The organism is Romboutsia sp. D33t1_170424_H2 (assembly GCF_015669105.1).
In the GTDB taxonomy this organism is placed as follows: domain Bacteria; phylum Bacillota; class Clostridia; order Peptostreptococcales; family Peptostreptococcaceae; genus Romboutsia_C; species Romboutsia_C hominis.
This window is the reverse complement of the sequence record NZ_JADOZQ010000001.1, coordinates 65,504-91,059: the sequence shown is the minus strand read 5'-3', so window position 1 is coordinate 91,059 and position 25,556 is coordinate 65,504. Positions and strand designations below refer to the sequence as shown.

General features: G+C 27.3%; 24 protein-coding genes, 1 tRNA gene and 1 other annotated feature. Of the genes, 4 read left to right on the top strand and 21 right to left on the bottom strand.

The annotated features are described in order from the left end of the window. Positions 1 to 564 precede the first annotated feature (564 nt). On the top strand, positions 565 to 2,211 hold the full coding sequence (locus I4U66_RS00495; RefSeq protein ID WP_195580845.1) for an EAL domain-containing protein: 1,647 nt from the start codon (positions 565 to 567) through the stop codon (positions 2,209 to 2,211). Positions 2,212 to 2,439: 228 nt separating this feature from the next. On the opposite strand, the gene I4U66_RS00490 is transcribed toward I4U66_RS00495, so the two are convergent. Next, a complete protein-coding gene (locus tag I4U66_RS00490) occupies positions 2,440 to 3,597 on the bottom strand; it encodes a GNAT family N-acetyltransferase (RefSeq protein WP_092927187.1) in 1,158 nt (385 codons plus the stop codon). A 1-nt stretch (position 3,598) separates the two neighbouring features. Then, the gene (locus I4U66_RS00485; RefSeq protein ID WP_092927189.1) at positions 3,599 to 4,504 is read right to left on the bottom strand and encodes a DUF2156 domain-containing protein; all 906 of its coding nucleotides are present in this window, start codon (positions 4,502 to 4,504) and stop codon (positions 3,599 to 3,601) included. Positions 4,505 to 4,693: 189 nt separating this feature from the next. Here I4U66_RS00485 and I4U66_RS00480 point away from each other — a divergent pair, with 189 nt between their 5' ends. After that, positions 4,694 to 5,536, top strand: coding sequence for a ComEC/Rec2 family competence protein (locus I4U66_RS00480; RefSeq protein WP_092927191.1), 843 nt, complete (start codon positions 4,694 to 4,696; stop codon positions 5,534 to 5,536). A 55-nt stretch (positions 5,537 to 5,591) separates the two neighbouring features. Here the strand turns inward: I4U66_RS00480 and I4U66_RS00475 are convergent, their stop codons facing one another. The 11 genes from I4U66_RS00475 to I4U66_RS00425 all read right to left on the bottom strand — a co-directional run bounded on the left by I4U66_RS00475 (position 5,592) and on the right by I4U66_RS00425 (position 15,229). After that, positions 5,592 to 5,924: a winged helix-turn-helix transcriptional regulator gene (locus I4U66_RS00475; protein ID WP_092927193.1), complete on the bottom strand. Its 333-nt coding sequence runs from the start codon at positions 5,922 to 5,924 to the stop codon at positions 5,592 to 5,594. Positions 5,925 to 6,112: 188 nt separating this feature from the next. Continuing rightward, positions 6,113 to 6,517 (bottom strand): NAD(P)/FAD-dependent oxidoreductase, encoded by a 405-nt coding sequence (locus I4U66_RS00470; protein WP_330383777.1) that lies wholly within the window; start codon positions 6,515 to 6,517, stop codon positions 6,113 to 6,115. Between the two features lie 227 nt (positions 6,518 to 6,744). Further along, entirely contained in the window at positions 6,745 to 7,062 is a 318-nt protein-coding gene (gene trxA, locus I4U66_RS00465; protein WP_092927195.1) for a thioredoxin, read from the bottom strand. Between the two features lie 145 nt (positions 7,063 to 7,207). Beyond that, positions 7,208 to 7,915, bottom strand: coding sequence for a tRNA threonylcarbamoyladenosine dehydratase (locus tag I4U66_RS00460; RefSeq protein ID WP_092927197.1), 708 nt, complete (start codon positions 7,913 to 7,915; stop codon positions 7,208 to 7,210). Positions 7,916 to 8,264: 349 nt separating this feature from the next. Beyond that, positions 8,265 to 8,361, bottom strand: a tRNA-Sec gene (locus I4U66_RS00455). Positions 8,362 to 8,719: 358 nt separating this feature from the next. Next, complete coding sequence (locus tag I4U66_RS00450) at positions 8,720 to 9,034, bottom strand: rhodanese-like domain-containing protein (protein WP_092927199.1); 315 nt, start codon at positions 9,032 to 9,034, stop codon at positions 8,720 to 8,722. Between the two features lie 170 nt (positions 9,035 to 9,204). Next, positions 9,205 to 9,879, bottom strand: a complete 675-nt coding sequence (locus I4U66_RS00445) for a uracil-DNA glycosylase (RefSeq protein WP_092927201.1) — start codon at positions 9,877 to 9,879, stop codon at positions 9,205 to 9,207. 14 nt (positions 9,880 to 9,893) lie between these two features. Continuing rightward, positions 9,894 to 11,783 (bottom strand): selenocysteine-specific translation elongation factor, encoded by a 1,890-nt coding sequence (gene selB, locus I4U66_RS00440; protein WP_092927203.1) that lies wholly within the window; start codon positions 11,781 to 11,783, stop codon positions 9,894 to 9,896. 21 nt (positions 11,784 to 11,804) lie between these two features. After that, complete coding sequence (gene selA, locus I4U66_RS00435; protein ID WP_207743596.1) at positions 11,805 to 13,205, bottom strand: L-seryl-tRNA(Sec) selenium transferase; 1,401 nt, start codon at positions 13,203 to 13,205, stop codon at positions 11,805 to 11,807. A 220-nt stretch (positions 13,206 to 13,425) separates the two neighbouring features. Beyond that, positions 13,426 to 14,466, bottom strand: a complete 1,041-nt coding sequence (selD, locus tag I4U66_RS00430; protein ID WP_092927207.1) for a selenide, water dikinase SelD — start codon at positions 14,464 to 14,466, stop codon at positions 13,426 to 13,428. Between the two features lie 100 nt (positions 14,467 to 14,566). Next, entirely contained in the window at positions 14,567 to 15,229 is a 663-nt protein-coding gene (locus I4U66_RS00425) for a helix-hairpin-helix domain-containing protein (RefSeq protein ID WP_207743595.1), read from the bottom strand. Between the two features lie 78 nt (positions 15,230 to 15,307). Between I4U66_RS00425 and I4U66_RS00420 the strand changes: the two genes are divergently transcribed. Both I4U66_RS00420 and I4U66_RS00415 read left to right on the top strand, forming a co-directional pair. Further along, positions 15,308 to 16,618, top strand: a complete 1,311-nt coding sequence (locus I4U66_RS00420) for a D-alanyl-D-alanine carboxypeptidase family protein (RefSeq protein ID WP_092927209.1) — start codon at positions 15,308 to 15,310, stop codon at positions 16,616 to 16,618. Between the two features lie 111 nt (positions 16,619 to 16,729). Continuing rightward, complete coding sequence (locus I4U66_RS00415; RefSeq protein WP_092927211.1) at positions 16,730 to 16,975, top strand: hypothetical protein; 246 nt, start codon at positions 16,730 to 16,732, stop codon at positions 16,973 to 16,975. Between the two features lie 112 nt (positions 16,976 to 17,087). Here I4U66_RS00415 and sdaAA read toward each other — a convergent pair whose 3' ends face one another. The 8 genes from sdaAA to nadD all read right to left on the bottom strand — a co-directional run bounded on the left by sdaAA (position 17,088) and on the right by nadD (position 25,510). Next, positions 17,088 to 17,966: an L-serine ammonia-lyase, iron-sulfur-dependent, subunit alpha gene (sdaAA, locus tag I4U66_RS00410; RefSeq protein WP_092927213.1), complete on the bottom strand. Its 879-nt coding sequence runs from the start codon at positions 17,964 to 17,966 to the stop codon at positions 17,088 to 17,090. A gap of 21 nt (positions 17,967 to 17,987) precedes the next feature. Beyond that, positions 17,988 to 18,662: an L-serine ammonia-lyase, iron-sulfur-dependent subunit beta gene (gene sdaAB, locus I4U66_RS00405; RefSeq protein ID WP_092927215.1), complete on the bottom strand. Its 675-nt coding sequence runs from the start codon at positions 18,660 to 18,662 to the stop codon at positions 17,988 to 17,990. 357 nt (positions 18,663 to 19,019) lie between these two features. Further along, complete coding sequence (locus I4U66_RS00400) at positions 19,020 to 19,400, bottom strand: RidA family protein (protein ID WP_092927217.1); 381 nt, start codon at positions 19,398 to 19,400, stop codon at positions 19,020 to 19,022. 160 nt (positions 19,401 to 19,560) lie between these two features. Continuing rightward, a complete protein-coding gene (ilvA, locus tag I4U66_RS00395) occupies positions 19,561 to 20,778 on the bottom strand; it encodes a threonine ammonia-lyase (RefSeq protein WP_092927219.1) in 1,218 nt (405 codons plus the stop codon). A 347-nt stretch (positions 20,779 to 21,125) separates the two neighbouring features. Next, entirely contained in the window at positions 21,126 to 23,546 is a 2,421-nt protein-coding gene (leuS, locus tag I4U66_RS00390; protein ID WP_092927221.1) for a leucine--tRNA ligase, read from the bottom strand. A gap of 56 nt (positions 23,547 to 23,602) precedes the next feature. Then, positions 23,603 to 23,795: a binding site (T-box leader), on the bottom strand. A gap of 29 nt (positions 23,796 to 23,824) precedes the next feature. After that, positions 23,825 to 24,175 (bottom strand): ribosome silencing factor, encoded by a 351-nt coding sequence (gene rsfS / locus I4U66_RS00385; RefSeq protein ID WP_092927223.1) that lies wholly within the window; start codon positions 24,173 to 24,175, stop codon positions 23,825 to 23,827. 70 nt (positions 24,176 to 24,245) lie between these two features. Then, positions 24,246 to 24,821 carry a bis(5'-nucleosyl)-tetraphosphatase (symmetrical) YqeK gene (yqeK, locus tag I4U66_RS00380; protein WP_092927225.1) on the bottom strand — a complete coding sequence of 192 codons (576 nt, stop codon included), beginning with the start codon at positions 24,819 to 24,821 and terminating at the stop codon, positions 24,246 to 24,248. Between the two features lie 2 nt (positions 24,822 to 24,823). After that, positions 24,824 to 25,510 carry a nicotinate-nucleotide adenylyltransferase gene (gene nadD, locus I4U66_RS00375; RefSeq protein WP_092927227.1) on the bottom strand — a complete coding sequence of 229 codons (687 nt, stop codon included), beginning with the start codon at positions 25,508 to 25,510 and terminating at the stop codon, positions 24,824 to 24,826. Positions 25,511 to 25,556 lie beyond the last annotated feature (46 nt).

Sequence of the window (25,556 nt, the reverse complement as noted above, 5' to 3'; positions counted from 1 at the left end):
TTATAAACTAATTTCTTATAATTAACTTATACTTAATTTACTTACCGTTAGTTTCAGACTATTCTTCAACCAAGAAAATACATCTTTCCTCTAATATTTACATAGATTCAAATTACATAAAATTTAGTACTCATAAAAAATATACTAAAATATAGGTTAAAACCAAGCATTCTCAATAAAAATAGATAAATGATTTTTGAACTATCTATCAGTGATTTTTTATTTATAATAATGAAATTTCAAGTAAAGTTTTTAAATCGACAATATTATTGTAATATAACTAAAATATGAAATTAAATTACAAAATAAATAAAATATATGAAAATTTTTGTATGAAAGTGCTAAAATAAATATAAGGTAAAATAAGGTAAATAAAGGGTGATTAGTAAGAAATATATTTTAATAAATATAAAGGGCTTGATAGATATTAATTTTTAATATGGAGTAAATTAAAATGGGTGTAAAGCATATAAGAATTTTTATATAGTTAAATTAAGTAAAATACAAGTTTATGGTCACTACTTTATGAATTATATTTTTAAGGGCAAAAGGAGATTATTGACTATGGGAAAACACAAAATTAAAAGTATATTAATTTTAATTATAGTATTTTTAATAACTATATCAAGCTACAATACTTTATATGCCAATGAAAAAGATAGAACTGTAAAAGTAGGAGTGTATGATTTAGATCCATATTTTAATATAAAACCAAATGGTAAAGTAGAAGGTTATTACAAGGATATTTTAGACAAGATTATTTTTAATATAAATAAAAAATTGCCTATAAATAAAAAAGTAAAAGTTAAATATGTAAAAGGTAACATTCCTTCTTTAATTGAAGATTTAGAAGAAAATAAAATCGATATGATGATTGGACTTCATTACACCAATGAAAGAAAAGATAAGCTTATTTATTCTAAAGAAACTATAGGTACTGAACTATTAGGAGTTTACGTTAATAAAGATTATAAAGATATAAAATCTCTTAATAATAAGAAAGTTGCTTTTATAAAAAGTGAATATGAATCTAAATGGTTAATGGATGAGTTAAAAAGAAAAGGAACAAAGCCAATACTTGTATGGGGAGAAAATTTAGATCAAATAATAGATATGCTAAAAGATAAATCTGTAGTAGCAATTATAGCTCCTGTAAATCAAAAGAAATTAAGTAGATTTAAAAAAATCTATGAATTTTCACCAGGACCTGTATATATAACAGCATCAAAAAATAGTAAATGGATTATAGAAGAGATTGATAACTCACTAGAAAACTCTACTAAACATGAAAAAAATGAATTGGAAAAAATACATCTAAATTATTTTTTTAAAGGTATAAACTCAAAAGAAATAGTAACCTTATCTATTATAGCATCAACATGTGTTTTATTTATATTGATAAAGCATATAATACCAGCTATAAAGGTAAATAAATTAAGAAAAAATATAAAGGAAAACTTATCAAAAAATAGGTATAAACTTTATTATCAACCTATAATTAATCCTAAAAACGATAAAGTTGTAGGATTTGAAGCTTTAATTAGATACATAAACCCTGATGGAAAAATAATCTCTCCTTATTTTTTTATAAGTGATATTGAAAAATGTAATATGACAGAAGAATTATCAATATGGATATTTAAAACTGTATTAGAAGATTATAAATGGTTTAAGCTAAATACAAACTTAAAAAATGAGGAGTTTTATATTTCTATAAATATATCATACAATGAAATAAGGAGCAAAGAATTCTTAGAAAAAGTTAATTATATAATTGATAATGACAATGATTTTAAATCGAAAAAAATTGTTTTTGAAATTGTTGAAAATATAGAATCAGGTGACTTTAAACAAATAAAAAGCGGAATGGAGTTTTTGCAAAGTAAAAATATAAAAATAGCTGCTGATGATTTTGGTATTCAATATTCAAATCTAGATATATTATCTAAATTTGATTTTGATGTTGTTAAAATAGATAAATATTTTATAGATGAGATTAAAGAAGGTAATTTTAATTATGAGCTTATAATATTTTTAAGTAAAATTTGCAAATTATCTGGCACTAAGATAATCGCAGAAGGTGTTGAAAATAAAGAGCAAGTAGATATTATAAAAAATATAGATAGTGATAATATATTTATACAAGGATATTTTTATGCACAGCCTCAAGATAAAGAGGATATAGCTTTAATTAAAATAAGCAAAGAATAAAATTTAATAAAACAACAATATAAATCAAAAAGGAGCTGACAAAGTCAGCTCCTTTTATATAATTAGATCTTCCCAATTTACACACTGATATAGGTATATTATCTATAATTCTAAGATTATGCTTTTATATCTAAGTAATTTTTTTATTATCAAATTCATTCCATCTAAACCTTAGTAATCCATCTATTATATACTATTAAATATATTTAATATACAATTTAGCATCTTTTATACATATTCATTTATATAATTATCTTTCTTATCAAATATAGTTTTAAACAGCTTTATAACATTATCACTAGCTTTATTATTATTTATAATTAAAGCATCTTCTATGTCTATATATGAAAATCCTAACTGAGTCATTGTGTTTATGTTAAATGTAACATCAGCTTCAGATTGTATTTTTTCAACATAAATTCTTTTATTTTCTAATTTTATATTAAATATTCCATTATTTTCTTTTATAAACTTATCTTCAACTTCTATATTAGCACTTAAGATTAAGTCACTTTCTATATTTAAACTTTCTAAATATCCTTTTAAATTTATTATTCTTCCCATCATAAAAGGCTTAATTTTTATGTCTGACGTTTTAGGATTATCTAGTATAAATCTTATCTTATCATTTATAGGAGCTGATATAGTAACTTTCTTACATTGCGTATTATGATTATATATAAACTTAAGCATAGTTTTTAGAGAATCTATATTTTTATAATATATTTCTCTTACAAACATATTATCTCCATTTAAAAAATATATTATATATCCTTTTACTTTTTCATCTTCATGAATATATATATGACCATTTTCACTTTTTACTTCTTTAAATAAGTTTTCATAGTATGCTTGATCTCTTTCTATATTTCCATTTGTATCCTTAAGAAAAGAATTACTTATATTTATTAAATCTTTAATGTTAGAATCCTTTGCTTTTATCATCTTTCCTTTTATTTTAAAGTTCTTTAATTCTTCTACATCTAAGTTATATTCTATCTGATCGTAACATTGTTCATATCCATATTTTCTATATAATCTATAATCAATAGGCATTAATATAGATACAAATTGACCTTTATTGTACATTTCATTAAGAGAAAATTCCATGATATTTTTCATATATCCCATCCCTCTTGCTTCTGGGAATGTTGATACTCCTACAACATATGATGTATCGTATATTTTGCTATTTAATTTTAACTTATATTGATTTAGTTGAAGAGAAGAAACTATATTTTCATCTTCTTCTATGACAACTGTATTATAATTTTTATATTTATAATTAAAGTAGTAATCTACGAAACCTTCTTCATCATTAAAACAATAATTCCATATATCTTTTATACTATCTATATCATTGTCTTTGGCATATCTTATATTCATATTATTTCTCCCTAACAGTATACTTTTCAACAAATTTACATGGGTGATATGATAATTTAGCTTTTCTAAGGCCTTCTATACCCATATCTTCTTCTCTATTTACAAATTCTACATCTGGAAATTCATTTACTATAAATTGTTGATTTATATAAGGATATAAGCCTCTTATATCTGGATTCGCTTTTTCTATATGAACTAGTGCCATGTTTTTATTTAAAAGTTCTCCTATTGTAAATGCCTCTAACTTTCCATCTACATATATACCAGCTATTTTTACTCTATCTTTTAGTATGTCATAGCTATCAAATATTTTTTTTATTCCTATTAACTCATCATCCATACCTTCATCAAATTCATTGTGTTCTTCCTTATTTATACTCCACTCTTTTAGTAAATTTAGACACTCCCCAAAGTTTTCTTTATCTAAAAGCTTATATTCAAATCTTCCTTCATATTCCTTTAAGAAGTAATTTATATGATTTCGCTTCTTTTGATTTTTTCTTCCCCCTAAAGTTCTTAAGCTCTCTCCTTCATATATATAATCAAATAAATCTCTTTCTTCTATATATTCAAATCTATCTTTAAAATCTTCTTTAAGTGCTTCTATTACCTCTTTTGTTACACCCCTTAAATATATTTTCTTATTTTCTTTTTCAAAATATTCTATAACAAAATCTATAACTTTGTTTAAATTCTCTTTTTTAGTTAATGGTAATATAGAGAAACTATCTCCTTCATATTCACCAACTAATACTGCGAAATCTTCTTGTGTATAATAACTTGTTTTGTAAACATGTTGCCACATATATAATGTAGCAAAACAATACTCACATGCTTCATAGTCTACCAAATCAAAATATGGATCTAATTCCTTTTTTGCATTTATATCTATTTCTTTAAAAAACATAACTTCCTCCTGTTTACTATCTTCTGTATAATCTTGACTTTCATAATTTTTATCTATGTATAACTTTAAAAATCTCTAAAGTTGAATTTTTCTTTATTTTTTTGTTTAAAATCTTAACATAATAATCAATATTAACTTATATTACCCAAATTATTTTTTAATAAACATTTAAGTGAGGTGGTTTATCACTTGAGAAGTATAATTTTCTCGCTAATACTTATTATAATATCACTTTTATCTGGTTGTGACAAAGTTTCTCATTTAGAAATTCATATTATCGATGTTGGACAAGGCGATAGCATTCTAATCCAAACACCATATAATAAAAATATCTTAATTGACGGTGGAGACGAAGATAGTGATAACATAGTCAAAAGATATCTCAAAAAACAAAATGTAGATGTTATAGACTATTTAATAGCTACACACCATGATTCAGACCATATCGGTGGTCTTGATAACATAATTAATAACTTCAAAGTTAAATCTATTTATATGCCTGAATATAAGCATGATTCAACTTCCTACTCAAACTTAATATCAGCATGTTCTAATAAAAATCTATCTATAAATTACCTGTATAAAAATGATACTTTGCATATAGAAGATAATATAATTTTATCAGTGTTAAGTCCTTCTTTTATACAAAAAGATAGCAATTTAAATTCTATAGTATTTAAGCTATCTTACCTGAACAAATCATTTTTATTTACTGGTGATGCTGAAGAACCAAATGAAATTGATATTATAAATTCATTTGATATTAAGGATATAGATTTTTTAAAGGTAGGCCATCACGGCAGTAGCTCTTCAAGTAGTGATCTATTCTTAGATGAAGTTAATCCAGATATAGCTGTTATATCCTGTGGTTATAAAAATCAATATGGACATCCTCACAGAAATATATTAGAAAATCTTTCTAATAAAAATACCCTAGTTTACAGAACTGACATTTTAGGTGATATTGTTTTTTATAGTGATGGAGACATTATCTACACTAAAAATAACTACGAATATAATACCCATAAATAATATAACAATACATTATATTTATATCAATTAGTTACTTTTTAGTAACTATGCAATTTTATTCTTCACAAGTTATGTGTTGATTACTCCACTCTATCATTTTTGCCATTACATTTAAAAGTGCTAACCCTGATTCGCTAAGATAATACGTAGATTCAACAGTATTTTTTATTAATTTTTTATCATTTATAATAATATTATTTTCTATTAATAAATCTAGCTGCTGGATTAGCATTTTCTTGCTACATTTATTCATCTTCCTTTGTAAATCACCAAATCTTACTTTATCATCTTGTATAGCCCATATAATTCCCCCAACCCATTTTTTACCTAATATACTAGCTAATGCTTCAACGGGGCAATCATATACCATATCACTTATATTGTACATTTTTTGTCCTCCTTATTAAATCTTTGTATATATTAAGTTATAATATTATTTCTATTTTGTCCAATTTTAATCTTTTAAATTTTACTTTAATTTATTTTAGATATTATCTCTTTAAATTTTTTAACGATTTAAATTTTTTTAATAATAAAAAAACCTATGGATAAGTAAATTATACCGTAGGTTTTTTATTATTTCTGTAAACTCATTTGGTTTATTCTCAATTTGTCTAAGTGAGATATTGCACTTGATACCGCCATTTGACCTTCTCCTGATGACTTTAGATATTGATATGGCTTACCTGCACAATCTCCAGCTGCATATAACCATTCTATATTAGTTTTCATTTCTCTATCTGCTTTTATATGAGGTCCTTCAACTTCTAACCCTGGTACCATATAACTTGGCGATACACTATCCTCCATAATAAATATACCATCTGCATATAGTTCTGTATTTTTTAGAACTAATTTATTAACTGTTTTTTCTCCTTTTATTTCTAAAGGTTTATCGTTAATTATTTCTATAGATGAATCTAGTGAATTAGTTAATTTATACATTGGTATATAATATATCTTTGAAGCTATTTCACTCAAGAAGTTTGCATCTTCTTCTCCTTCATGATTGTATCCTACTACTGCAACTACTTTATCTCTATATAATCCCGCATCACAAGTTTCACAATATCCTACACCTTTTACTAGATATTTTTCTTCACCTTTTATTTTTATTTCTTATTTTAGCATTTAATGCAGCAGCCATATCTGCTGATCCACTACCTACTATTGCTATATCATATCTCATATTACTTACTTTCTTATATTTATATATGTGATTTAACAATTTCTTCTAATTTTTGTTTTGGTATAAACCCTACTAATCTATCTACTTCTTTTCCTTCTTTAAAAACTATAACTGTTGGTACAGTATGTATCTCAAATTGTCTAGCTAATTCTAAACTTTTATCTATATCAACCTTTAAAAATTTTGCATCTTCTTTCATATCTTGTTCTAATCCTTCAAATATTGGTGATAACATCTTACATGGTCCACACCAAGTTGCAAAAAAATCTACCACTGTTGTTTCATTTGATAATTCTACCTCATTAACAAATTCTTCTGTATTTATTATTCTAGTCATTACATTATCTCCTTTGTTTATTTTGCTAAATATACTATACCAACTATAGTTTCTTATAACAATTAGTTACTTATTTGTAACCACCTATAAATATAACTTTTTAAAAAATAAAAAAGAAGAACACAAAGCATTCTTCTTTTTTATGTTATTTATTTATTAAATCATTTATAACAACAGATGCTATAACTAGACCTCCAACAGATGGTACAAATGAAACACTTCCTGGTGTAACCTTTTTGCCATTCATTATTTTTTCTTTAAGCTCTCTTGGCTTTTCAGTTGAAAATACTACCTTTAATTTTTTTATTTTTCTATCTCTTAGTTCTTTTCTCATCACCTTAGCTAATGGGCACATAGTTGTTTTATGCACATCTGTAACTACTATTTTAGTTGGATCTAATTTATTTCCCATTCCCATAGAACTTATTATTTCAAGTCCCTTCTTTTTGCAAGTTTCTATTAAATGTATTTTAGAACTAACCATATCTATTGCATCTACTACATAATCATACTTTTCACTTAATAGTTCTTCACTTGTTTCTTCATTATATAAACTTTTTATAGCTTTTATATTTATATCTGGATTTATATCAAGTATCCTTTCTTTCATAACATCAACTTTATCTCTACCTACAGTTGAGTGTAGTGCTGGAAGTTGTCTATTTATATTAGTTATATCTACATCATCAAAGTCTACTATAGTAAGATTTCCTACTCCTGCTCTTGCTATAGCCTCTGCTGCAAAACTACCTACTCCTCCAACTCCAAATACTATTACATTTGAATTTTTTAGTTTCTCTATACCTTCTTGTCCTATTATTAGACCGGTTCTAGTTGTAAAGTTTTTTTCCATATCTTATTTCTCCTGAAATTATTTATTATTGTTTTAAAAAAATATATTCTACCAAGTTATATAATGAGATTTACATAAAATTTATAAATCTACCTTTTAACTTATTATTAGTTTCATCATTTAATCTTATTATTTATTTTTATACGATAACTGATTGTATTTTTTTATTATGTTAAAATTAAATATAATGATAATTATAATTTAATTGTACGAATTTTAAAAGATATAAATAAAAATAATTCAATAAAACATAAAATCATTTTTATATTAAACATTTATATATATTTATTGTATAGTAATTTAATGTACTCTTATAATAAAAAAAGAACTCATAAGAGTTCTCACAAATTGGCGGGAATGCGTGGGAGTCGAACCCACCTAAGAGGCTCTTAACCCCTCATACTAGTTTTGAAGACTAGAGAGCACACCGGCACTCATCCATCCCCATATTAATCATTTAATAAAAATATCATATTTCTATGCATATTTTATTATATTGACATAAAAGTATTTTTAATACCTTAATAATTTGTAATTATACCATAAATATACTCTATTAACAATCTTTATGCAATATATTTTAATAAAAAATTAAGTTCATAGTTTATTTTAATTGTAAACTATGAATCTCTGTACTATTATTTAATCAGATAATATTTATATTGCATTTCTAATAGATATTTACCATTTAAATTGTGACTTTTTTAATATATAATATCAATTTGATAAAAATAAAATGTGCTTAGTAAGTTTTTTCAATAATTCTAGCACATCTTATTATATCATTTATTCTTAATATTTTCGTTATTTTTCAAGTTCATATTTATAGCCTTTTATACCTCCAAATAAACTATATAATTTATTAAATCCATTTATACTTAATACCTTACATGTAGCTTTACTTTGGCTTCCTATTCCACAATATAATAATATTTTCTTATCCTTGTAATCTGCCAAGAAATCCATCTCATCATTTATCTCATTCATTGGTATATTTATAGCCTTTGGCAAATGACCATTTAGGTAATATTCTTCATTTCTAATATCTATAATAAGATCGAATTCATTGTTATCTATCATTGACTTTATTTTTTCTGATTCTAATATATATATACTCATATACAGCCTCCTCTCTTATTTAATATATTATGATTTTTTTCACAATAAGTTACATAGTTAAAGTTAATATTATATATCTAATTATATTTTGACAAATATTTATTGATTTTATCTATAATCATATATTCTTTATTAACAAAATAACTACACCTATATAGGTGTAGTTATTTTTATATATTAGGTATTTGCCACTGTATAGGGCTTTTACCTATTGATTTTAATATTTTATTAGTTTCTAAGAAATGGTTACATCCAAAGAATCCTCTTCTTGCAGATAAGGGACTTGGATGAGGAGATTCTAATATATAATGATGATTAGAAGTTATAAGCGCCTTTTTGCTTCTTGCATTTGCTCCCCATAATATAAATATTACAGGATCTTTTCTATTATTTAAAATTCTTATTATTTCATCAGTGAAAATTTCCCATCCCTTCCCTTTGTGAGAATTAGCTTCATGAGCTCTAACTGTTAGAGCTGTATTTAATAGTAATACACCTTGATCTGCCCACGGAATTAAATAACCATTGTTTGGTATAAAACATCCTAATTCACTATTTAACTCTTTATATATATTTAATAAAGATGGTGGTATTTTTTCTCCTGGTTGCACTGAAAAAGCCAGTCCATGTGCTTGATTTTCACCATGATAAGGATCTTGTCCTAGTATAAGTACTTTTGTATCTTTATATGATGTATGCTTTAAAGCTTCAAATATATTATTCATATTTGGGTATATTATTCTTTCGCTATATTCTTTTTTTAAAAATTCTCTTAATTTTAAATAGTAATCTTTTTTAAATTCTTCTTTTAATAATTCGTCCCAGTCATTATTTAAATTTACCATTTTGTCACCCTTATCTAAAATAGTACTCTGCTATTTTCTTTTCTCTTAGTTATTTTATTTCTATCAAAGTTTTCTAATAATATCACACAATTTTTTCGGCTAGAATTAAGTAAGTCTCTGTATTCGCCTAAAGTTATTTCTTTATTTTCTTTTAAATAATTAATCAAATTATTTTTTAGTGTTTCATACAGCTCTTTATCAATAACATGCTTTTCATCTAATTGTTCTACTTCTTGTCCTATCATAGATTCTAGTACTTCTTCATAAAATTTATTTTTGTTACATATACCATCTATTGTTAATATATTTTCTGATTTATTCATGCTAGAATTTAACTGATTTTTTATAGTGTTTTTTATTTCTAGCTGCTTTGAGTTTAACCTTACTTCAAATTCATATAAAGATATTAGATTATCGTTTACTTTTACTACTTTTTCTTTACTTAACTTATCTATTAATAAGTCCATCTCCTTAGTCTTAAACTTACCTTCAACTTTAGATCTAAACTCTTCTTTTACCATACCATTTCTAAGTCTGTAAGATTTATGATACTTAGTAAGTAAGTCTACACTTTTAAATTTTAGAGTCTCATATTTATTAATATGCATATACATACTATTTATACAGATAGCTTTATCCATATTTATAAGCTCTTGTAAAGCTTTATCTACATTTTCTTCATTTTCTCCAATATAGGCCATTATCTCTTTTTTACTTGGATATATTTCAGTATTTTTTTTAAGATACTCTTCTAATATATCTTTTAATTCACCTTTTTCTTTTATCTTTAATGAATTTATAACGTTTGTATCAAATTTTTTATGCTTTTTAGGGTTTGTGTCTATTATAGTTCCTCCACCTATAGTTTCCATAGGTGAATAACTTCTAATAACAAATTTATCTCCTTTTTTAGCTACTATACTTTCTTCTAATCTTAATTGTACATATCCATCTTCTGATGAGTTTATTATTTCTTTGTCTAATGGTACTGCCCTGCACAAAATTTCTTTTGTACCATGGTAAAGCCTTAACCTATCCCAATGTTTTAAGCTTTTGTTTGAATGATTTACAATAGATATTTTAACATCTAACATCATGGATTCTTCTAAAGAATTTTTTGCACCTAAAACATCTCCTCTTTTTAGATCTTCAACTTTGACATTAGATATATTTATTGCAGTTCTTTGTCCTGCATAAGCAGTGTTTACATTTTCGCCATGAACTTGAATACTTCTTATTTTCGTTTCTATATTTGAAGGATATAGCATTAAATCATCTTCAACACTTATTTTTCCTTCTGTTAGGGTCCCTGTTATTACAGTTCCAAATCCTTTTACAGAAAATACTCTATCTATATTAAGCCTTGCAGGTGAACTTATATCATTATCTTCTATATCTTTACTTATTTCATCAATTTTGTTTATAAGTTTATCTATACCCCTTTTAGATATAGAATCAACTTCTATTATATCTGCATCTTCAAGAAAAGTTCCTTTTACCTTTTCTATTACATCTTCTTTTACTAATTCTATAAATTCTTCATCTACTGTATCACATTTTGTTAAAACTATTATTCCATTTTTGACATTTAAAAATTTTAATATATCTAAATGCTCAATAGTTTGAGGCATTACACCTTCGTCAGCTCCAATTACAAATAAAACCATGTCTAAACCAGATGCTCCTGCAAGCATGTTTTTTATAAATTTTTCATGCCCTGGAACATCAACTATACCTGCTCTTTTTTTGCTCGGCAAATCAAAATATGTAAATCCTAAATTTATTGATATTCCTCTCTTTTTTTCTTCTGCTAAAGTATCTGTTTCTCTTCCTGTAAGTGCTTTTATAAGGGTAGTTTTTCCATGGTCTATATGACCTGCTGTACCTATTACTATATTTTTCATGTTAATCTCCCCTCTTGTATACTATTTAAATATATTTTTAAGTTCATTTATTATTAAATCATATTCGTCTTCAAATATAGTCCTTACATCTAATATGTATTTATTTTCATACACTCTTGCTATTATATGAGCATTACTTAATCTTAGTCTTCTCTCTAGTGTTGATACATTCATATTATTTGGAGTTATCGCGACTACCTTACTTTTTATAGTCTCTAAAGGCATAGATCCTCCCCCAACTTGAGATAAACCATCTTCTACACATACTTTTGCATCTATTTTTAGTTCTTTTATTTTATTTAATAAATCGTTAGCTTTTTCTTCTAATTCATCTATTTTATAAGTTAACATTCTAAGCGTTGGTATTTCTTTAATTGCTTTTTCTTCATCTAAATAAGTTCTAAGTGTAGATTCTAGAGCGCATATAGTTAACTTATCTACTCTTAGGGCTCTTGTTAATTGATTTTTTTTCATTTTATCTATGTACTCTTTTTTACCAACTATTATACCAGCTTGTGGTCCACCTAGCATTTTGTCTCCACTAAAAGTAACTATATCAGCACCTTTTCGTAGAGAATCTAAAACAGTAGGTTCATAAGACAGTCCATATTTTGATAAATCGATAAATACTCCACTACCTAAATCTTCTATCACAGGTATATTATGCTTTTTGCTAAGGATAGATAACTCATCTATATCTACACTTTCTGTAAATCCAAGTATTCTATAATTACTAGTATGAACCTTCATAATAGCTTTAGTATCTTCACTAATCGCTTCTTCATAATCTTTTAAATGTGTTTTGTTAGTAGCACCAACCTCTAAAAGTTTTGCACCACTTAATTCCATTATACTTGGTATTCTAAAAGAGCCACCAACTTCTACTAACTCACCTCTTGATACTATAACTTCGCCATCTTTAGCTAATGTGCTTAATACAAGCAGTACAGCTGCTGCATTATTATTTACCACTAATACATCCTCAGCATTTGTAAGCCTTTTTATTGTATCTGCTAGATGATCGTACCTCGAACCTCTTTGACCTTTTTCAATATTGTATTCTAAATTAGAATATCTAGATGCAGAATTCCAAAGTTCTTCTTTTATACTTTCACTAAGTAATGATCTTCCTAAATTAGTATGTAATACTGTACCTGTAGCATTTATAACCTTTTTTAAGGATAATGCATAGCTTATATTAATCTCATTTTTTATATCTTTAATTATATTATTTAAATCTAAATTTATATTATTTTTATCATCCTTAATATCTATTATTTCTTTTCTTTTTCTATCTATAACCTTCCTTATGCACTCTATGACTAAATTTCTAGGATACTCTTCTAATGTATTTTTTATATCTTCTTGGTTTAAAACTTCATCAACTGAAGGTAGCTTAGAAAATAATTCTCTTTTATTCAAATAAATCACAACCTTTGCTCTAAATTTCTAATTATTTAATAATATTTTATATTATTCTATTTTATAGCTAACCCACCTTCTATGTAGTACATAATATTTTCAAAATAAAATTTTATTTGTTTAGCTATTTTATTGATCTATTTTAGTATGTTTTATGCAAATTTTTTCATATATAAAATATGGAAATCATATACTGTATGATTTCCATATTTTATATTATCTATATAACAGTTATGTACTTACTAGATTTTTCTTTAACTTCACCAATTACTTTAGCCTCTATAGATCCATTTTTCTTCATATCTTTTATTAGCATATCTGCTAATTCTTCTCTAACAGAAATTAGTAATCCACCTGATGTTTGAGGATCGTACAATATATCTTCTATTTCAGTTGCTATATTATTTGTACTAACATCTTTTCCTATGTATTCTTTATTTCTATACATACCTGCAGGTATTATACCCATTCTTGCCATATCGACAGCTCCCTCCAATATAGGAACTTCCTTCGAATCTATTTCAATACTTACATTTGATGCCTTTGCCATTTCTAGGGCATGTCCTAAAAGTCCAAATCCTGTTATATCTGTAACTGAATTAACTTCTATATTATCAAAACTCATTGCTGCATACTTATTTAAATGTATCATAGTTTCTATTACTTTTTCAGAAACTTCTTTATCTACTAATCCTTCTTTCATAGCTGTATTTAATATACCTACACCTATAGGTTTAGTTATAATTAACTTATCACCCGCTTTAGATGTTGCATTTGATAATACTTTATCTGGATGAACTATACCAGATACTGAAAGTCCATATTTGGGTTCTTTATCATCTACAGTATGCCCCCCAACTAAAAGTGCGCCACTCTCCTTAACTTTATCAAATCCACCCTTTAATATTTCTGCTAAAACATTCATATCATGACATGATGGAAAACAAACTATATTCATAGCTACAATTGGTTTTCCCCCCATAGCATAGACATCTGATAAAGAGTTTGCTGCTGCTATTTGACCAAATATATATGGGTCATCTATCATTGGAGTGAAAAAGTCTAGTGTCTGAATTAAAGCACTATCATTATTTAATTTATATACAGCTGCATCATCGGATGTTTCTAATCCAACTAATAAATTGTCTGTGCTTTCATTTCTAGGTAGTTTACTTAATACTGATGCCAGAACCTCTGGCCCAATCTTAGCCGCTCAGCCACCTGAAGTAGTCATATCTGTAAGTTTTCTTAACATCTCCATATATATCTCTCCTTGTTATGTCTTATAATAATTATAATATCATATTTTTACTTTTAAATTTACAAGTTTATATCAAATATTATTTTATTTAATGGTTATTTTACTCTATAGTAATCATATCCTTAATATCTTCATATTTTTTATCTCCAATTCCATTTACATTTTTTATTTCCTCAATACTCTTAAACTGACCTTTTTCTTCCCTATAATTTAATATTTTGTTAGCCGTAGCCTCTCCAACCCCAGGCAGTTTGTCTAAATCGCTTACGTTAGCTATATTTATATTGATTTTTGAATTATCTTCTTGAGATTTAGTATTATTTTGTGTTACATTTTCGTTATTATTATTTATTTCTTCACCTATTTTAGGTATTATATAATGCATTTCATCTTCTATAGTCATAGCTAAATTTATTTTATTTAAATCTGCCTCTTCTGTAAATCCTTCTAGTAAATCTATAGCATCTATTAACCTTTTGCTATTTTCAATTGTGACCACCCCAGGATTTTTAACCTCTCCACTTATAAATATCCTTATTTCTTTTGATTTATTTTCATTTATATCATTTTTATTTGCTGTTTTTTCCAATATTTTATCTTTGTCCATTTGTTCATCGTACTTTAAATTTTTAGTTTCTTCTTTCTCACTTTTGCTAACTACATATACATTATCTCTAACTTTTAACCCTCTATTAATTACAGTAGCAGATATAGAAAATACGGTTATGAGTATTACTATTGCAACCTTTTTTTGCTTGTTCAAATAAAATCACTCCTTCATTTTAATTATTGACAAAATTATGTTATACTAAAATATAAGTTTTGTTTTGGAGGTTAGTAAATGAAGAAAATTTTATCAATTTTGGCATCCTTGATGATTATACTCTCACAAATTTTAGGAGCTACTAATGAGGCTTTTGCTCAGGATAAAAAGCCTGACCTTACAGCAGAATATGCAGTATTAATGGACTATGAGACTGGAAAGGTTTTATACAATAAAAATGGACATGCCAGAATATATCCTGCATCAACTACTAAGGCATGGACAGCTTATGTAGTTATAAAGCACGTATCTGATTTAAGTTCAATGGTAACAATAAAAAACTTACCACCTATAGATGGATCTAGTATGTACTTAAAAAATGGAGAATCTTTTACAGTTAAGCAATTATTACAAGCTCTTTTAATACATTCTTCTAATGATGCTGCCTTTGTTTTAGCCAAATATGTTAGCGGTTCTGTGGACAAATTTGTAGACCTTATGAATAAGGAAGCTAAAGCTATTGGAGCTGAAGGTACTCATTTTAACAATCCACACGGTTTACCAGATGAAAAGCACTGGACTACAGCTTATGATATGGCTTTAATGGCCAGACAAGCTATGAGTAATGATGTCTTTAGAGATATCGTTAACACTAAATCTATAAAGTTTGAACCAAATGAGGCTTATCCTCATGAAAGATATTTTATAAATACTAATAAATTTTTAACATCTAATGAGAAAATAGACTACAAGGGTGAAAAAATCGATATTAAATATGATATAGTTGATGGTATTAAGACTGGTTATACAGATGATGCTGGTAGATGTCTTTTAAGTAGTGCTGTAAAAAACGATATGAGATTTATAGCTGCTGTTTTTAAAGCTGTTGGAAATGATTTATATCTAGATTCTAGAACACTACTAGATTATGGCTTTGATAACTTCTCTAATACTACTGTTATTGATAAATCTGACTATATAAAACATAAAAAAGTAATTTTTAGTAAACAAGGAGAATTAATTTACGAACCTGAATATAGTTATAAAGTAGTTCTTCCTAAGGGTACTAAAGATGGAATATATACTACAAAAGTTAAATTAGATGATATTAGTTTACCTATAAAAAAAGGGGACAAAGTTGGTGAGCTAGAAGTTTATAATAAAAATAAACTAGAAACTACTATCAACCTTGTAGCTACAGATGATGTCAATAGCATTTTTAGCTTTATAACAGAAAATAAAATCATAATGACAATAATAAAAGTTGTATTGTTAATTGGAATTATTGCTTTTGTATTATTTATAACTATGAGAAGAAAATCAAATAAAAATAGACGTTATGCAAGTATCTATTCAAATAAAAACAAAAAATATAAAAGAAGAAGATAAGAGTAGCAATTTATTGCTGCTCTTTTATTTTGTGTAACATTTGTTACAGACAAGTTTTAACTTTTAAGTTATAATGTATTTTTTAATATATTAAATTATTGGAGGTTTATTATGAGCTGTGGATGTTCAAACATGGATAAAAATAACGGTAGAAATGTAGTAGATTTAGTTAGAAGTAAAGGTAAAGGAGATTTTCCTCTAAGAACTACTCATGATATAGAATGTGTTAATTGTAGTAAAGTATTTACAATGACTACTCATGTAGACAAATGCCCTCATTGCAACATGGTTTATGGAGTTACACCTTGTAGTTCTATGGATAAAAATAATATAAAGCCAGCTGGTGTAAATTATTAATCATTTTAACAAATTAAGTTTTTCAAAGAAGTTACTTTTTATATTTTAAGTAGCTTCTTTATTTTTACTTATATAAAAAGAGCTGTTCTCTATGAGATACAGCTCTTATATATTATCCAAATATTTTCTTAGTTAAAGAACATCCTGTGCAAGTAGCAGCAACTCCACCTAATGCAGTTTCTCTTAACTCCATTGGAAGTGTTTTACCTACTTTGTACATTGCTTCAACAGTTTCATCAAATGGTACTATGTTTAATATTCCAGCTAAAACTAATTCAGCAGATATTAAAGCATTAGCAACACCTATAGCATTTCTTCCTTGGCAAGGCGCTTCAACAAGTCCTGCTATTGGGTCACATATAAGTCCCATAACATTTTGTAAACAGTGAGATGCAGCATGAATAGCTTGTTCAGGTTTTCCACCCATCATTTCAACTACACCAGCAGCAGCCATAGCAGCAGCAGCACCAGTTTCAGCTTGACATCCACCTTCTGCACCAGCAACTGTAGCATTTCTAGTTATTATAGCTCCTATTGCTGAAGCTGTAAATAATGCATCTACCATTTGCTCATCAGTAAATCCATATTCTTTACCTATTGTAACAACAGCTCCTGGAAGTATACCACAAGAACCTGCTGTAGGTGCAGCAACTATTAGACCCATAGAAGCATTAATTTCCATAGTACCCATTGCAGCAACCATAGCTTTATTCATTAATTCTCCACATACACTTCTAGATGAATTTCTATAATTAGTTAATTTCTTAGCTTCTCCACCTATAAGTCCACCCATAGACTTTATATCTTCTTCAACAGCTCTTTCAGTAGCTGCTTTCATTATGCTTAAGCTATACATCATTTTTTCTCTTATTTCTTCTTTAGATAAACCTGACATCTCAGCTTCTCTTTCTAAACATAATTGATGTATAGGCATATTTAACTCTTTACATTTTTCTAATAATTCTGCTCCACTTGTAAAGTTATATTTCATTTTTTCGTCTCTCCTTACTCATTAGAATTTGTCTAAAACTACAACCTTAGCTATTACTTCAAACTTTCTTAATTGCTCAACTAAATCTTGTTCTAATTTTTCATCTGTTTCTATAGTAACAAATGTAAACTCAGATTTAGCTGGCTTATTTGTTGATATTGTTGATATATTTTTATTGTTATGAGCAAGTAATCCTGTTACAAACGATACTGCACCTGGGATATCTTTTATTTCTAGTACTACTGCAGCCTTTGAACCATTAAAATCAAGAGCTAATCCATCCATTTCTGTAAGTTTTATGTTACCTCCACCTATAGAAGCACCCATTACAGTTGACTTTGATCCATCTTCTAAAAGCATTTCCATTTTAACAGTGTTAGGATGTACGTTTTCTCCTAAATCAGTTTTGATAAATTCAAACTTAATACCAGCTTCTTCTGCTAATTTGAAAGAATCTTTTATTCTAGCATCATCAGTCTCAAATCCTAATATCCCACCTACTAATGCTTTATCAGTTCCATGTCCTTTGTATGTTTCTGCAAAAGAACCATGTAACAAGAATTTAACTTCCTTTATACGTTTTCCTGCTATCTTCGAAGCAGTTTTCCCTAGTCTAGCTGCTCCTGCTGTATGAGAACTAGATGGTCCTATCATGTTTGGTCCTACGACATCAAATACACTATAATCCTTAGCCATTGTATTACCTCTTTCTCCTAAAAGTCTTAATTAAAATTTTTTGATTTTAATTGCATTGCATATTAGTATTAATTTTAAATAGCTTAATATTATTATTTATCCAAAACTATCTTATATACATATTTATATCCTTAAATAAATGTATATAAACTAGTTTCTCATAAAATTCAATTTAAAATTTAATCCATTGATAATATTTTATTTAAATTCGTCATATTTTGTCAAGAAGGAAAGCAAAAAAAACTTTTTTGACTATATAATTTTATTTTGTAATTAAATATTTTTTTAACAAACTTTCCTATAAATTACAAAATGACCAGATTTAATCTGGTCATTTTAGTAATTTTTGGTAAAATATTATTTTACAGCTATTACTTCTATTTCAACTTTAACATCTTTTGGTAATCTTGCAACTTCTACACAAGCTCTTGCAGGCTTGCTTTCACCGAAGAATTCAGCATAAACTTCATTTATTTGAGCGAATTCGTTCATGTCTTTTATAAATACTGTAGTCTTAACTACATCTGCAAAGTCATATCCAGCTTCTGTTAATATAGCTTTTATGTTTGTTAATGATTGAGCTGCTTGAGCTTTAACATCTCCTTCAACTATTTCCATAGTTTCTGGTACAAAAGGAACTTGTCCAGATACAAATAACATATTTCCAGCTTTAACAGCTTGTGAGTATGGTCCTATAGCTTTAGGAGCATTATTTGTGTGTATTACTTCGTGTTTCATTTTAAATTCCTCCTTATACATTAACTATATGTATTTAGTATTAGTCTTTCGATACTATTATACTACTATATTTATATTTGTACACATATTTTTTTAAGCAGGGTTACAAATATACTATATTTTTATTTGTAAACACCTGCTTTTAGTATATTTTTTAAAATTACATTTCTACTATATCAAATCCAGCACTTGTTACTGCATCTTTTATTTCTTTTATATGATCTTCTGATACAGTTTCTACAACTAGCTCAGCAGATTGTTTTCCTAGAGTACTTCCCATTGCTAATCTAGATATATTAGCTGCTAATATATTTCCATTTTTTTCACTTATTATCTTAGTTAATTCAGCAAGTCCGCCTGGCTTATCTTGTATTACAGTATTGAATGAGTATCTTCTTCCTTCTGTAGCTAATGCTGTTCCTATAACTCTATATAAAGTGTTAACGTCTACGTTACCACCAGATATTACACAAACAACGTTTTCATCTTTAGCTGGAACATACTTTCCACTTACCATTGCTGCTGTACTTACTGCCCCTGCACCTTCTGCTATAACTTTTTGATTTTCCATTAAGAATAAAATCCCTTGTGCTATTTCTTCTTCAGTTACAACTATAACATCATCAACTAATTCTTTTATTATTTCAAATGTTAAATCTCCTGGTGTTTTAACTGCTATACCATCAGCTATTGTAGTATCATTGAAAGCTGTAGTTACTTCACCATTTTTCATAGATTCCTTCATTGAAGGTACGTTAGAAGTTTGAACCCCTATAATTTTTACATTTGGGTTTAAAGCTTTAGCAGCTACTGCTATACCAGCTATTATTCCCCCTCCACCGATTGGACATAATATAGTGTCTACTTTATTGTCTAATTGCTCAAATATTTCAAGAGCTATTGTTCCTTGTCCTGCTATTACATATTTATCATTAAATGGATGTAAGAATGTTGCTCCAGTTTCTTTTTGTATTTCAACAGCTTTTGCATATGCATCATCATATACTATTCCGTTTAAAACAACTTCTGCTCCATATCCTTTAGTCGCTGTTACCTTTGCAAGTGGTGCTGTTGCTGGCATAACTATTGTTGCCTTTATTCCAGTCATCTTTGCTCCTAAAGCAACTCCTTGTGCATGGTTTCCTGCACTTGAAGCTATAACACCGTTTGCCTTCTCTTCATCAGTTAAGTTAGCTATTTTGTTACAAGCCCCTCTTAATTTAAAAGATCCTGTTTTTTGTAAGTTTTCGCACTTATAGAAAACATTTGCCCCAGTCTTAGCACTTAGCTTAGCACTTTCTAATAAATCTGTTTTTTTAACTATATCTTTTATAGTTTCTCTAGCTTGTTGTACATCTTGTAAAGTAACTTTTGTCATCGTATAAGTCTCCCTCTTATTAGTAATTTTTGTAATCACCCTTTAACAATTATTATTCTATACTCTTTTTTTACAAAATGCAACAGGAAATCGCTATTTCATAATTTTTTAATTTTTCTAAAAAAGTGACACAATTACAATTTTCTCCTTTATTAATTAAGAGTATACCTTTGTTACACCTTATTTTTTTAACTTGTATACATTATATTTTACTATATATTTGATACCATTTTATTTTAAAATTTTTTTAAATAATTTTAATTTATTTAGGATTTTATTGTATAAGTTTATTTCTTTTATATTATCCCTAAGCGTAAAAAAGAGGTAGCTTAGCTACCTCTTAAAAACTATTTAACAACTATATTAACTAACTTCTTAGGAACAGCTATAACTTTAACTACAGTTTTACCTTCCACTAAAGCTTTTATTTTTTCGTCTTCCATTGCTACTTTTTCCATATCCTCTCTAGATATATTAGTAGCAACACTTAATTTTCCTCTAACTTTTCCATTAATTTGAACTACTATTTCAACTTCATCTTTAACTAATGCAGTTTCATCATATTCTGGCCAAGATATATCAAATATACTTCCTTCTTTACCTATCATTGCCCATAATTCTTCTCCAATATGAGGAGCAAATGGTGAAAGTATAGTAACTATTGTATCTACACCTTCTTTTATAACAGCATCATTTCTAGCTTCTAATTCTTTGTATTTATACATTTCATTTACTAATTCCATTAATGCTGATATAGCAGTATTAAATCCAAACTTTTCATTAAGGTCTTCTGTAACTTTCTTTAAAGTTGCATTTATTGTGTATCTCATAGCCTTATCTTCTTTAGTTAATTCACCTAGAGAAACATCCTTCTTAGCTACATCTGCTAATTCATCTATTAGTCTATATACTCTATTTAAGAATCTAAAGCATCCTTCAACACCTTGATCTGACCATTCTAAATCTCTTTCTGGTGGTGCAGCAAATAATACGAATAATCTAGCCGTATCTACTCCGTATTCTTTTATTATTTCTGATGGTGCTACAACATTTCCTTTAGATTTACTCATCTTAGCTCCATCTTTTAAAACCATACCTTGAGTTAATAAGTTCTTAAATGGTTCTTTAAAATCTAACATTCCCATTTCATTAAATGCTTTAACAAAGAATCTTGAGTAAAGAAGATGAAGGATTGCATGTTCTACTCCACCTATATACTGGTCAACTGGCATCCAATTGTTAACTGCTTCTTTATTAAATGGCTCTTCAGTATTTTTAGGATCTATGTATCTTAAATAATACCAAGAAGAATCAACGAAAGTATCCATTGTGTCAACTTCTCTTCTAGCTGGCTTTCCACAACAAGGACAAGCAGCATCCATAAATGTTTTTGAAGTTGTAAGTGGAGATTCACCTTTACCTGTAAATTCAACATCTGTAGGTAATAATATAGGTAAATTTTCTTTCTTTTCAGGAACTATACCACATTCATCACAGTATACTACAGGTATTGGACATCCCCAATATCTTTGTCTTGAAAGTAACCAGTCTCTTAATCTATAATTAACTGTTTTCTTACCTCTTCCCATTTCTTCTATTTTTTCAATTATAGCTTCAAAAGCTTTTGAAGCTTCCATTCCATTAAATTCACCAGAGTTTACCATTATATTTTCTTCATTTATAACTTCAACTACTGGTAATTCATATTTAGCTGCAAATTCTCCATCTCTTTCATCATGAGCTGGTACTGCCATAACTGCACCTGTTCCATAATCTGCAAGAACATAGTTAGCTATCCATAACTGAACTTTCTCTCCATTTACAGGATTTATAACGTGCTTACCTATAAATAATCCTTCTTTTTCTACATCACTTGAAGTTCTTTCTATTTCAGTCATAGTATGCATTTTAGCTACGAAAGCATCCACAGCCTTTTCGTATTCTGTTCCTGCTACTAATTCTTTTACTAGCTCATGTTCAGGAGCTAAAACCATATAAGAAACCCCATAAACTGTATCTGGTCTAGTTGTAAATACCGTTATAGTTTTATCACTTCCATCTATATCAAAAGTTATTTCAGCTCCAGTACTCTTTCCTATCCAGTTCTTTTGCATTGTTTTAACTTTTTCAGGCCATCCATCTAAAGTGTCTAAGTCTTGAAGTAATTCTTCTGCAAAGTGAGTAGTCTTGAAATACCATTGTTCTAGATCTTTCTTTATAACGATAGAATCGCATCTTTCACATGCACCTTGAACAACTTGTTCATTAGCAAGAACTGTTTCGCAAGATGGACACCAGTTAACAAAAGATTTTTTCTTATATGCTAATCCATGTTCTAAGAACTTTAAGAATATCTCTTGTGTAAATTTATAGTACTCTGGTGTAGAAGTTGCAACTTCTCTATCCCAGTCAAAGCTAAGACCTAATGTCTTAAATTGCTTTCTCATATCTTCTATGTTTTCCATAGTCCATTTATCTGGATGTATCCCATGCTTTATAGCTGCATTTTCCGCTGGAAGTCCAAATGAATCCCATCCCATAGGATGAAGTACATTGTATCCTTGCATTTTTTTAAATCTAGCTACTACATCACCTATAGAGTAGTTTCTAACATGACCCATATGTAATTTTCCTGATGGATAAGGGAACATTTCTAATGCATAATATTTTGGTTTTGTTGTATCATTTGTATCTGTTTTGTATTGGTTGTTTTCTTCCCAAGTTTTTTGCCATTTGGCTTCAACTTCATTTGGCTTATAAACACTCATTTTAATCCTCCTATTATTTTTATAATATTAAAAAATCCCCGTCTCTAAACATAATGTTTAGGGACGAGGATATATTTTCGCGGTACCACCCTAATTAGTCTATAAATAGACTCTCTTAGATAGTTTTTATGCCAACTACGGCTAAATAGATACTTCTAGCAAGTTCAAAGGTATATTTTACTAGTTTTCACCTACCACTAGCTCTCTGAAAAAACATATTCTTTTACTACTCTAGTCTATTTAATTATTTTTAGTTATAATAGTTTATATTATCACCTTTATGCTAATGTGTCAACATCAACATATGGAGCATCTTTCCATAATTTTTCTAGATTATAGAATGATCTATCTTCTTCATTAAATATATGAACCATTATATCGCCATAATCTAAAAGTATCCAAGTTTGAGATTCGTATCCTTCTTTTCCTCTTGGTTCTATACCAATCTTTGTAAGTTCATCTTCTACATTATCAGCTATTGCCTTTACTTGTCTTTGAGATCCTGCTGTTGCAACTATGAAGTATTCACATAAACTTGAAACAGCTCCTATATTTATTATAGATATATCTTGACCTAACTTATCATCTATTGCATCATATGCAATCTTAGTGATTTGTTCTACTGTCATATTATTTCCTACCTTTCTAAAATTAAACATATTTTTATATTATATCATAAATTGTGATTTAAATATATTACTATTTATTGCTTCTATTCTCTAGCATATAGTTTCTTGCTTTTATAGTTTTTTCATGTATCATTTGATTGTTATCTATAACAAATTTTATAGTATTATTAAAAGACAACAACAATGCTTCGTCTAAATTGCCACCATATACAAGTTCTCTTAATTTTTCCACACCATTAAAGTTTCTATCTTCTTCTATTAAGTCAGCTATATATATTATTTTTTCAAGAAGTGACATATTTTCTCTTCCTGTAGTATGAAATCTTACAGCTCTTATAACATCTTCATTTTCTATATTATATTCATATTTACATATATATGAACCTATTATACTATGAGACAATGCTAAACTATTTTTTTCTAATTTATCTAGTTTTATATCATATTTTTTAACATAAAATTTGACATCCTCATTACTTAAGTATTTTGCACAATCATGAACAATTCCTGCTAAATAAGCCATATCTTTATTATATCCGTAAATTTCGCTAAGTTTTACTGCACAATTGGCTACATTCTCAGAATGTCTATATCTTTTTTCTGGTAACATATTTCTTACTTTATCTTTTATATCATTGTAATTCATTTTCAATCTCCATTATTATATAGTTTCTTACATTCTATATACTCTCTAACTTCTTCTGGTACTAAATATCTTATAGATCCATTATTTTTTAATTTTTCTCTTATATAAGTAGATGATATATCTAAAGATGGTACATATACCTCTATAATATTTGCACTATATTTTTTTCTTAAATCATTTATTTTTTCTTTAGTACTAGCTTTGCTTATGCCCGGTCTTGTAGCTGCTATAAATGTTGCTAATCTAAAATTTTCTTCTACATTTTTCCAAGTTTCTATATCACAAATTGCATCTGCCCCTGTTATAAAATATATATCTATTGAGTCGTATTCTTTTTTCATATCTCTAAGCGTATCTATGGTATAAGTTCTTTTATCTCTTATAATTTCCATATCTGATACTATGAAATCTTCATTGCTCATGGTTGCTAACTTTACCATTTCATATCTATCATATTTGTTTACAATGGTATTTTTTTTATGTGGTGGATTGCCCGATGGTATAAATATTATTTTATCTAGTTTATATTTATCCCTAATAAATTCAGCAGTTGCTAAATGTGCAGAATGAATTGGATCAAAAGTTCCCCCCATAATTCCAACTTTTGTACCTTTATATGTTTTGTTAAACTTTCCTAGTTTTGTCCTATTTATCTCCTCTGCTTTCTCAACTAGATTACTAGTAATCATTTTTACTCTCCTTTATATATTTATACTATTATTTTATCATTTTTTT

Excerpts from the sequence above, each read along its gene's own strand:
- I4U66_RS00485 (WP_092927189.1), bottom strand. The coding sequence starts at position 4,504 with ATGTTTTTTAAAGAAATAGATATAAATGCAAAAAAGGAATTAGATCCA.
- sdaAA (WP_092927213.1), bottom strand. The coding sequence starts at position 17,966 with ATGAAATATAACTTTACAAGTGGAGCAGAATTATTAGAAAAATGTAAA.
- sdaAB (WP_092927215.1), bottom strand. The coding sequence starts at position 18,662 with ATGGCTAAGGATTATAGTGTATTTGATGTCGTAGGACCAAACATGATA.
- I4U66_RS00420 (WP_092927209.1), top strand. The coding sequence starts at position 15,308 with ATGAAGAAAATTTTATCAATTTTGGCATCCTTGATGATTATACTCTCA.
- I4U66_RS00460 (WP_092927197.1), bottom strand. The coding sequence starts at position 7,915 with ATGGAAAAAAACTTTACAACTAGAACCGGTCTAATAATAGGACAAGAA.
- nadD (WP_092927227.1), bottom strand. The coding sequence starts at position 25,510 with ATGATTACTAGTAATCTAGTTGAGAAAGCAGAGGAGATAAATAGGACA.
- I4U66_RS00415 (WP_092927211.1), top strand. The coding sequence starts at position 16,730 with ATGAGCTGTGGATGTTCAAACATGGATAAAAATAACGGTAGAAATGTA.
- yqeK (WP_092927225.1), bottom strand. The coding sequence starts at position 24,821 with ATGAATTACAATGATATAAAAGATAAAGTAAGAAATATGTTACCAGAA.
- trxA (WP_092927195.1), bottom strand. The coding sequence starts at position 7,062 with ATGACTAGAATAATAAATACAGAAGAATTTGTTAATGAGGTAGAATTA.
- I4U66_RS00445 (WP_092927201.1), bottom strand. The coding sequence starts at position 9,879 with ATGGTAAATTTAAATAATGACTGGGACGAATTATTAAAAGAAGAATTT.
- leuS (WP_092927221.1), bottom strand. The coding sequence starts at position 23,546 with ATGAGTGTTTATAAGCCAAATGAAGTTGAAGCCAAATGGCAAAAAACT.
- I4U66_RS00490 (WP_092927187.1), bottom strand. The coding sequence starts at position 3,597 with ATGAATATAAGATATGCCAAAGACAATGATATAGATAGTATAAAAGAT.
- I4U66_RS00475 (WP_092927193.1), bottom strand. The coding sequence starts at position 5,924 with ATGTACAATATAAGTGATATGGTATATGATTGCCCCGTTGAAGCATTA.
- selB (WP_092927203.1), bottom strand. The coding sequence starts at position 11,783 with ATGAAAAATATAGTAATAGGTACAGCAGGTCATATAGACCATGGAAAA.
- I4U66_RS00450 (WP_092927199.1), bottom strand. The coding sequence starts at position 9,034 with ATGAGTATATATATATTAGAATCAGAAAAAATAAAGTCAATGATAGAT.
- ilvA (WP_092927219.1), bottom strand. The coding sequence starts at position 20,778 with ATGACAAAAGTTACTTTACAAGATGTACAACAAGCTAGAGAAACTATA.
- rsfS (WP_092927223.1), bottom strand. The coding sequence starts at position 24,175 with ATGACAGTAGAACAAATCACTAAGATTGCATATGATGCAATAGATGAT.
- I4U66_RS00495 (WP_195580845.1), top strand. The coding sequence starts at position 565 with ATGGGAAAACACAAAATTAAAAGTATATTAATTTTAATTATAGTATTT.
- I4U66_RS00400 (WP_092927217.1), bottom strand. The coding sequence starts at position 19,400 with ATGAAACACGAAGTAATACACACAAATAATGCTCCTAAAGCTATAGGA.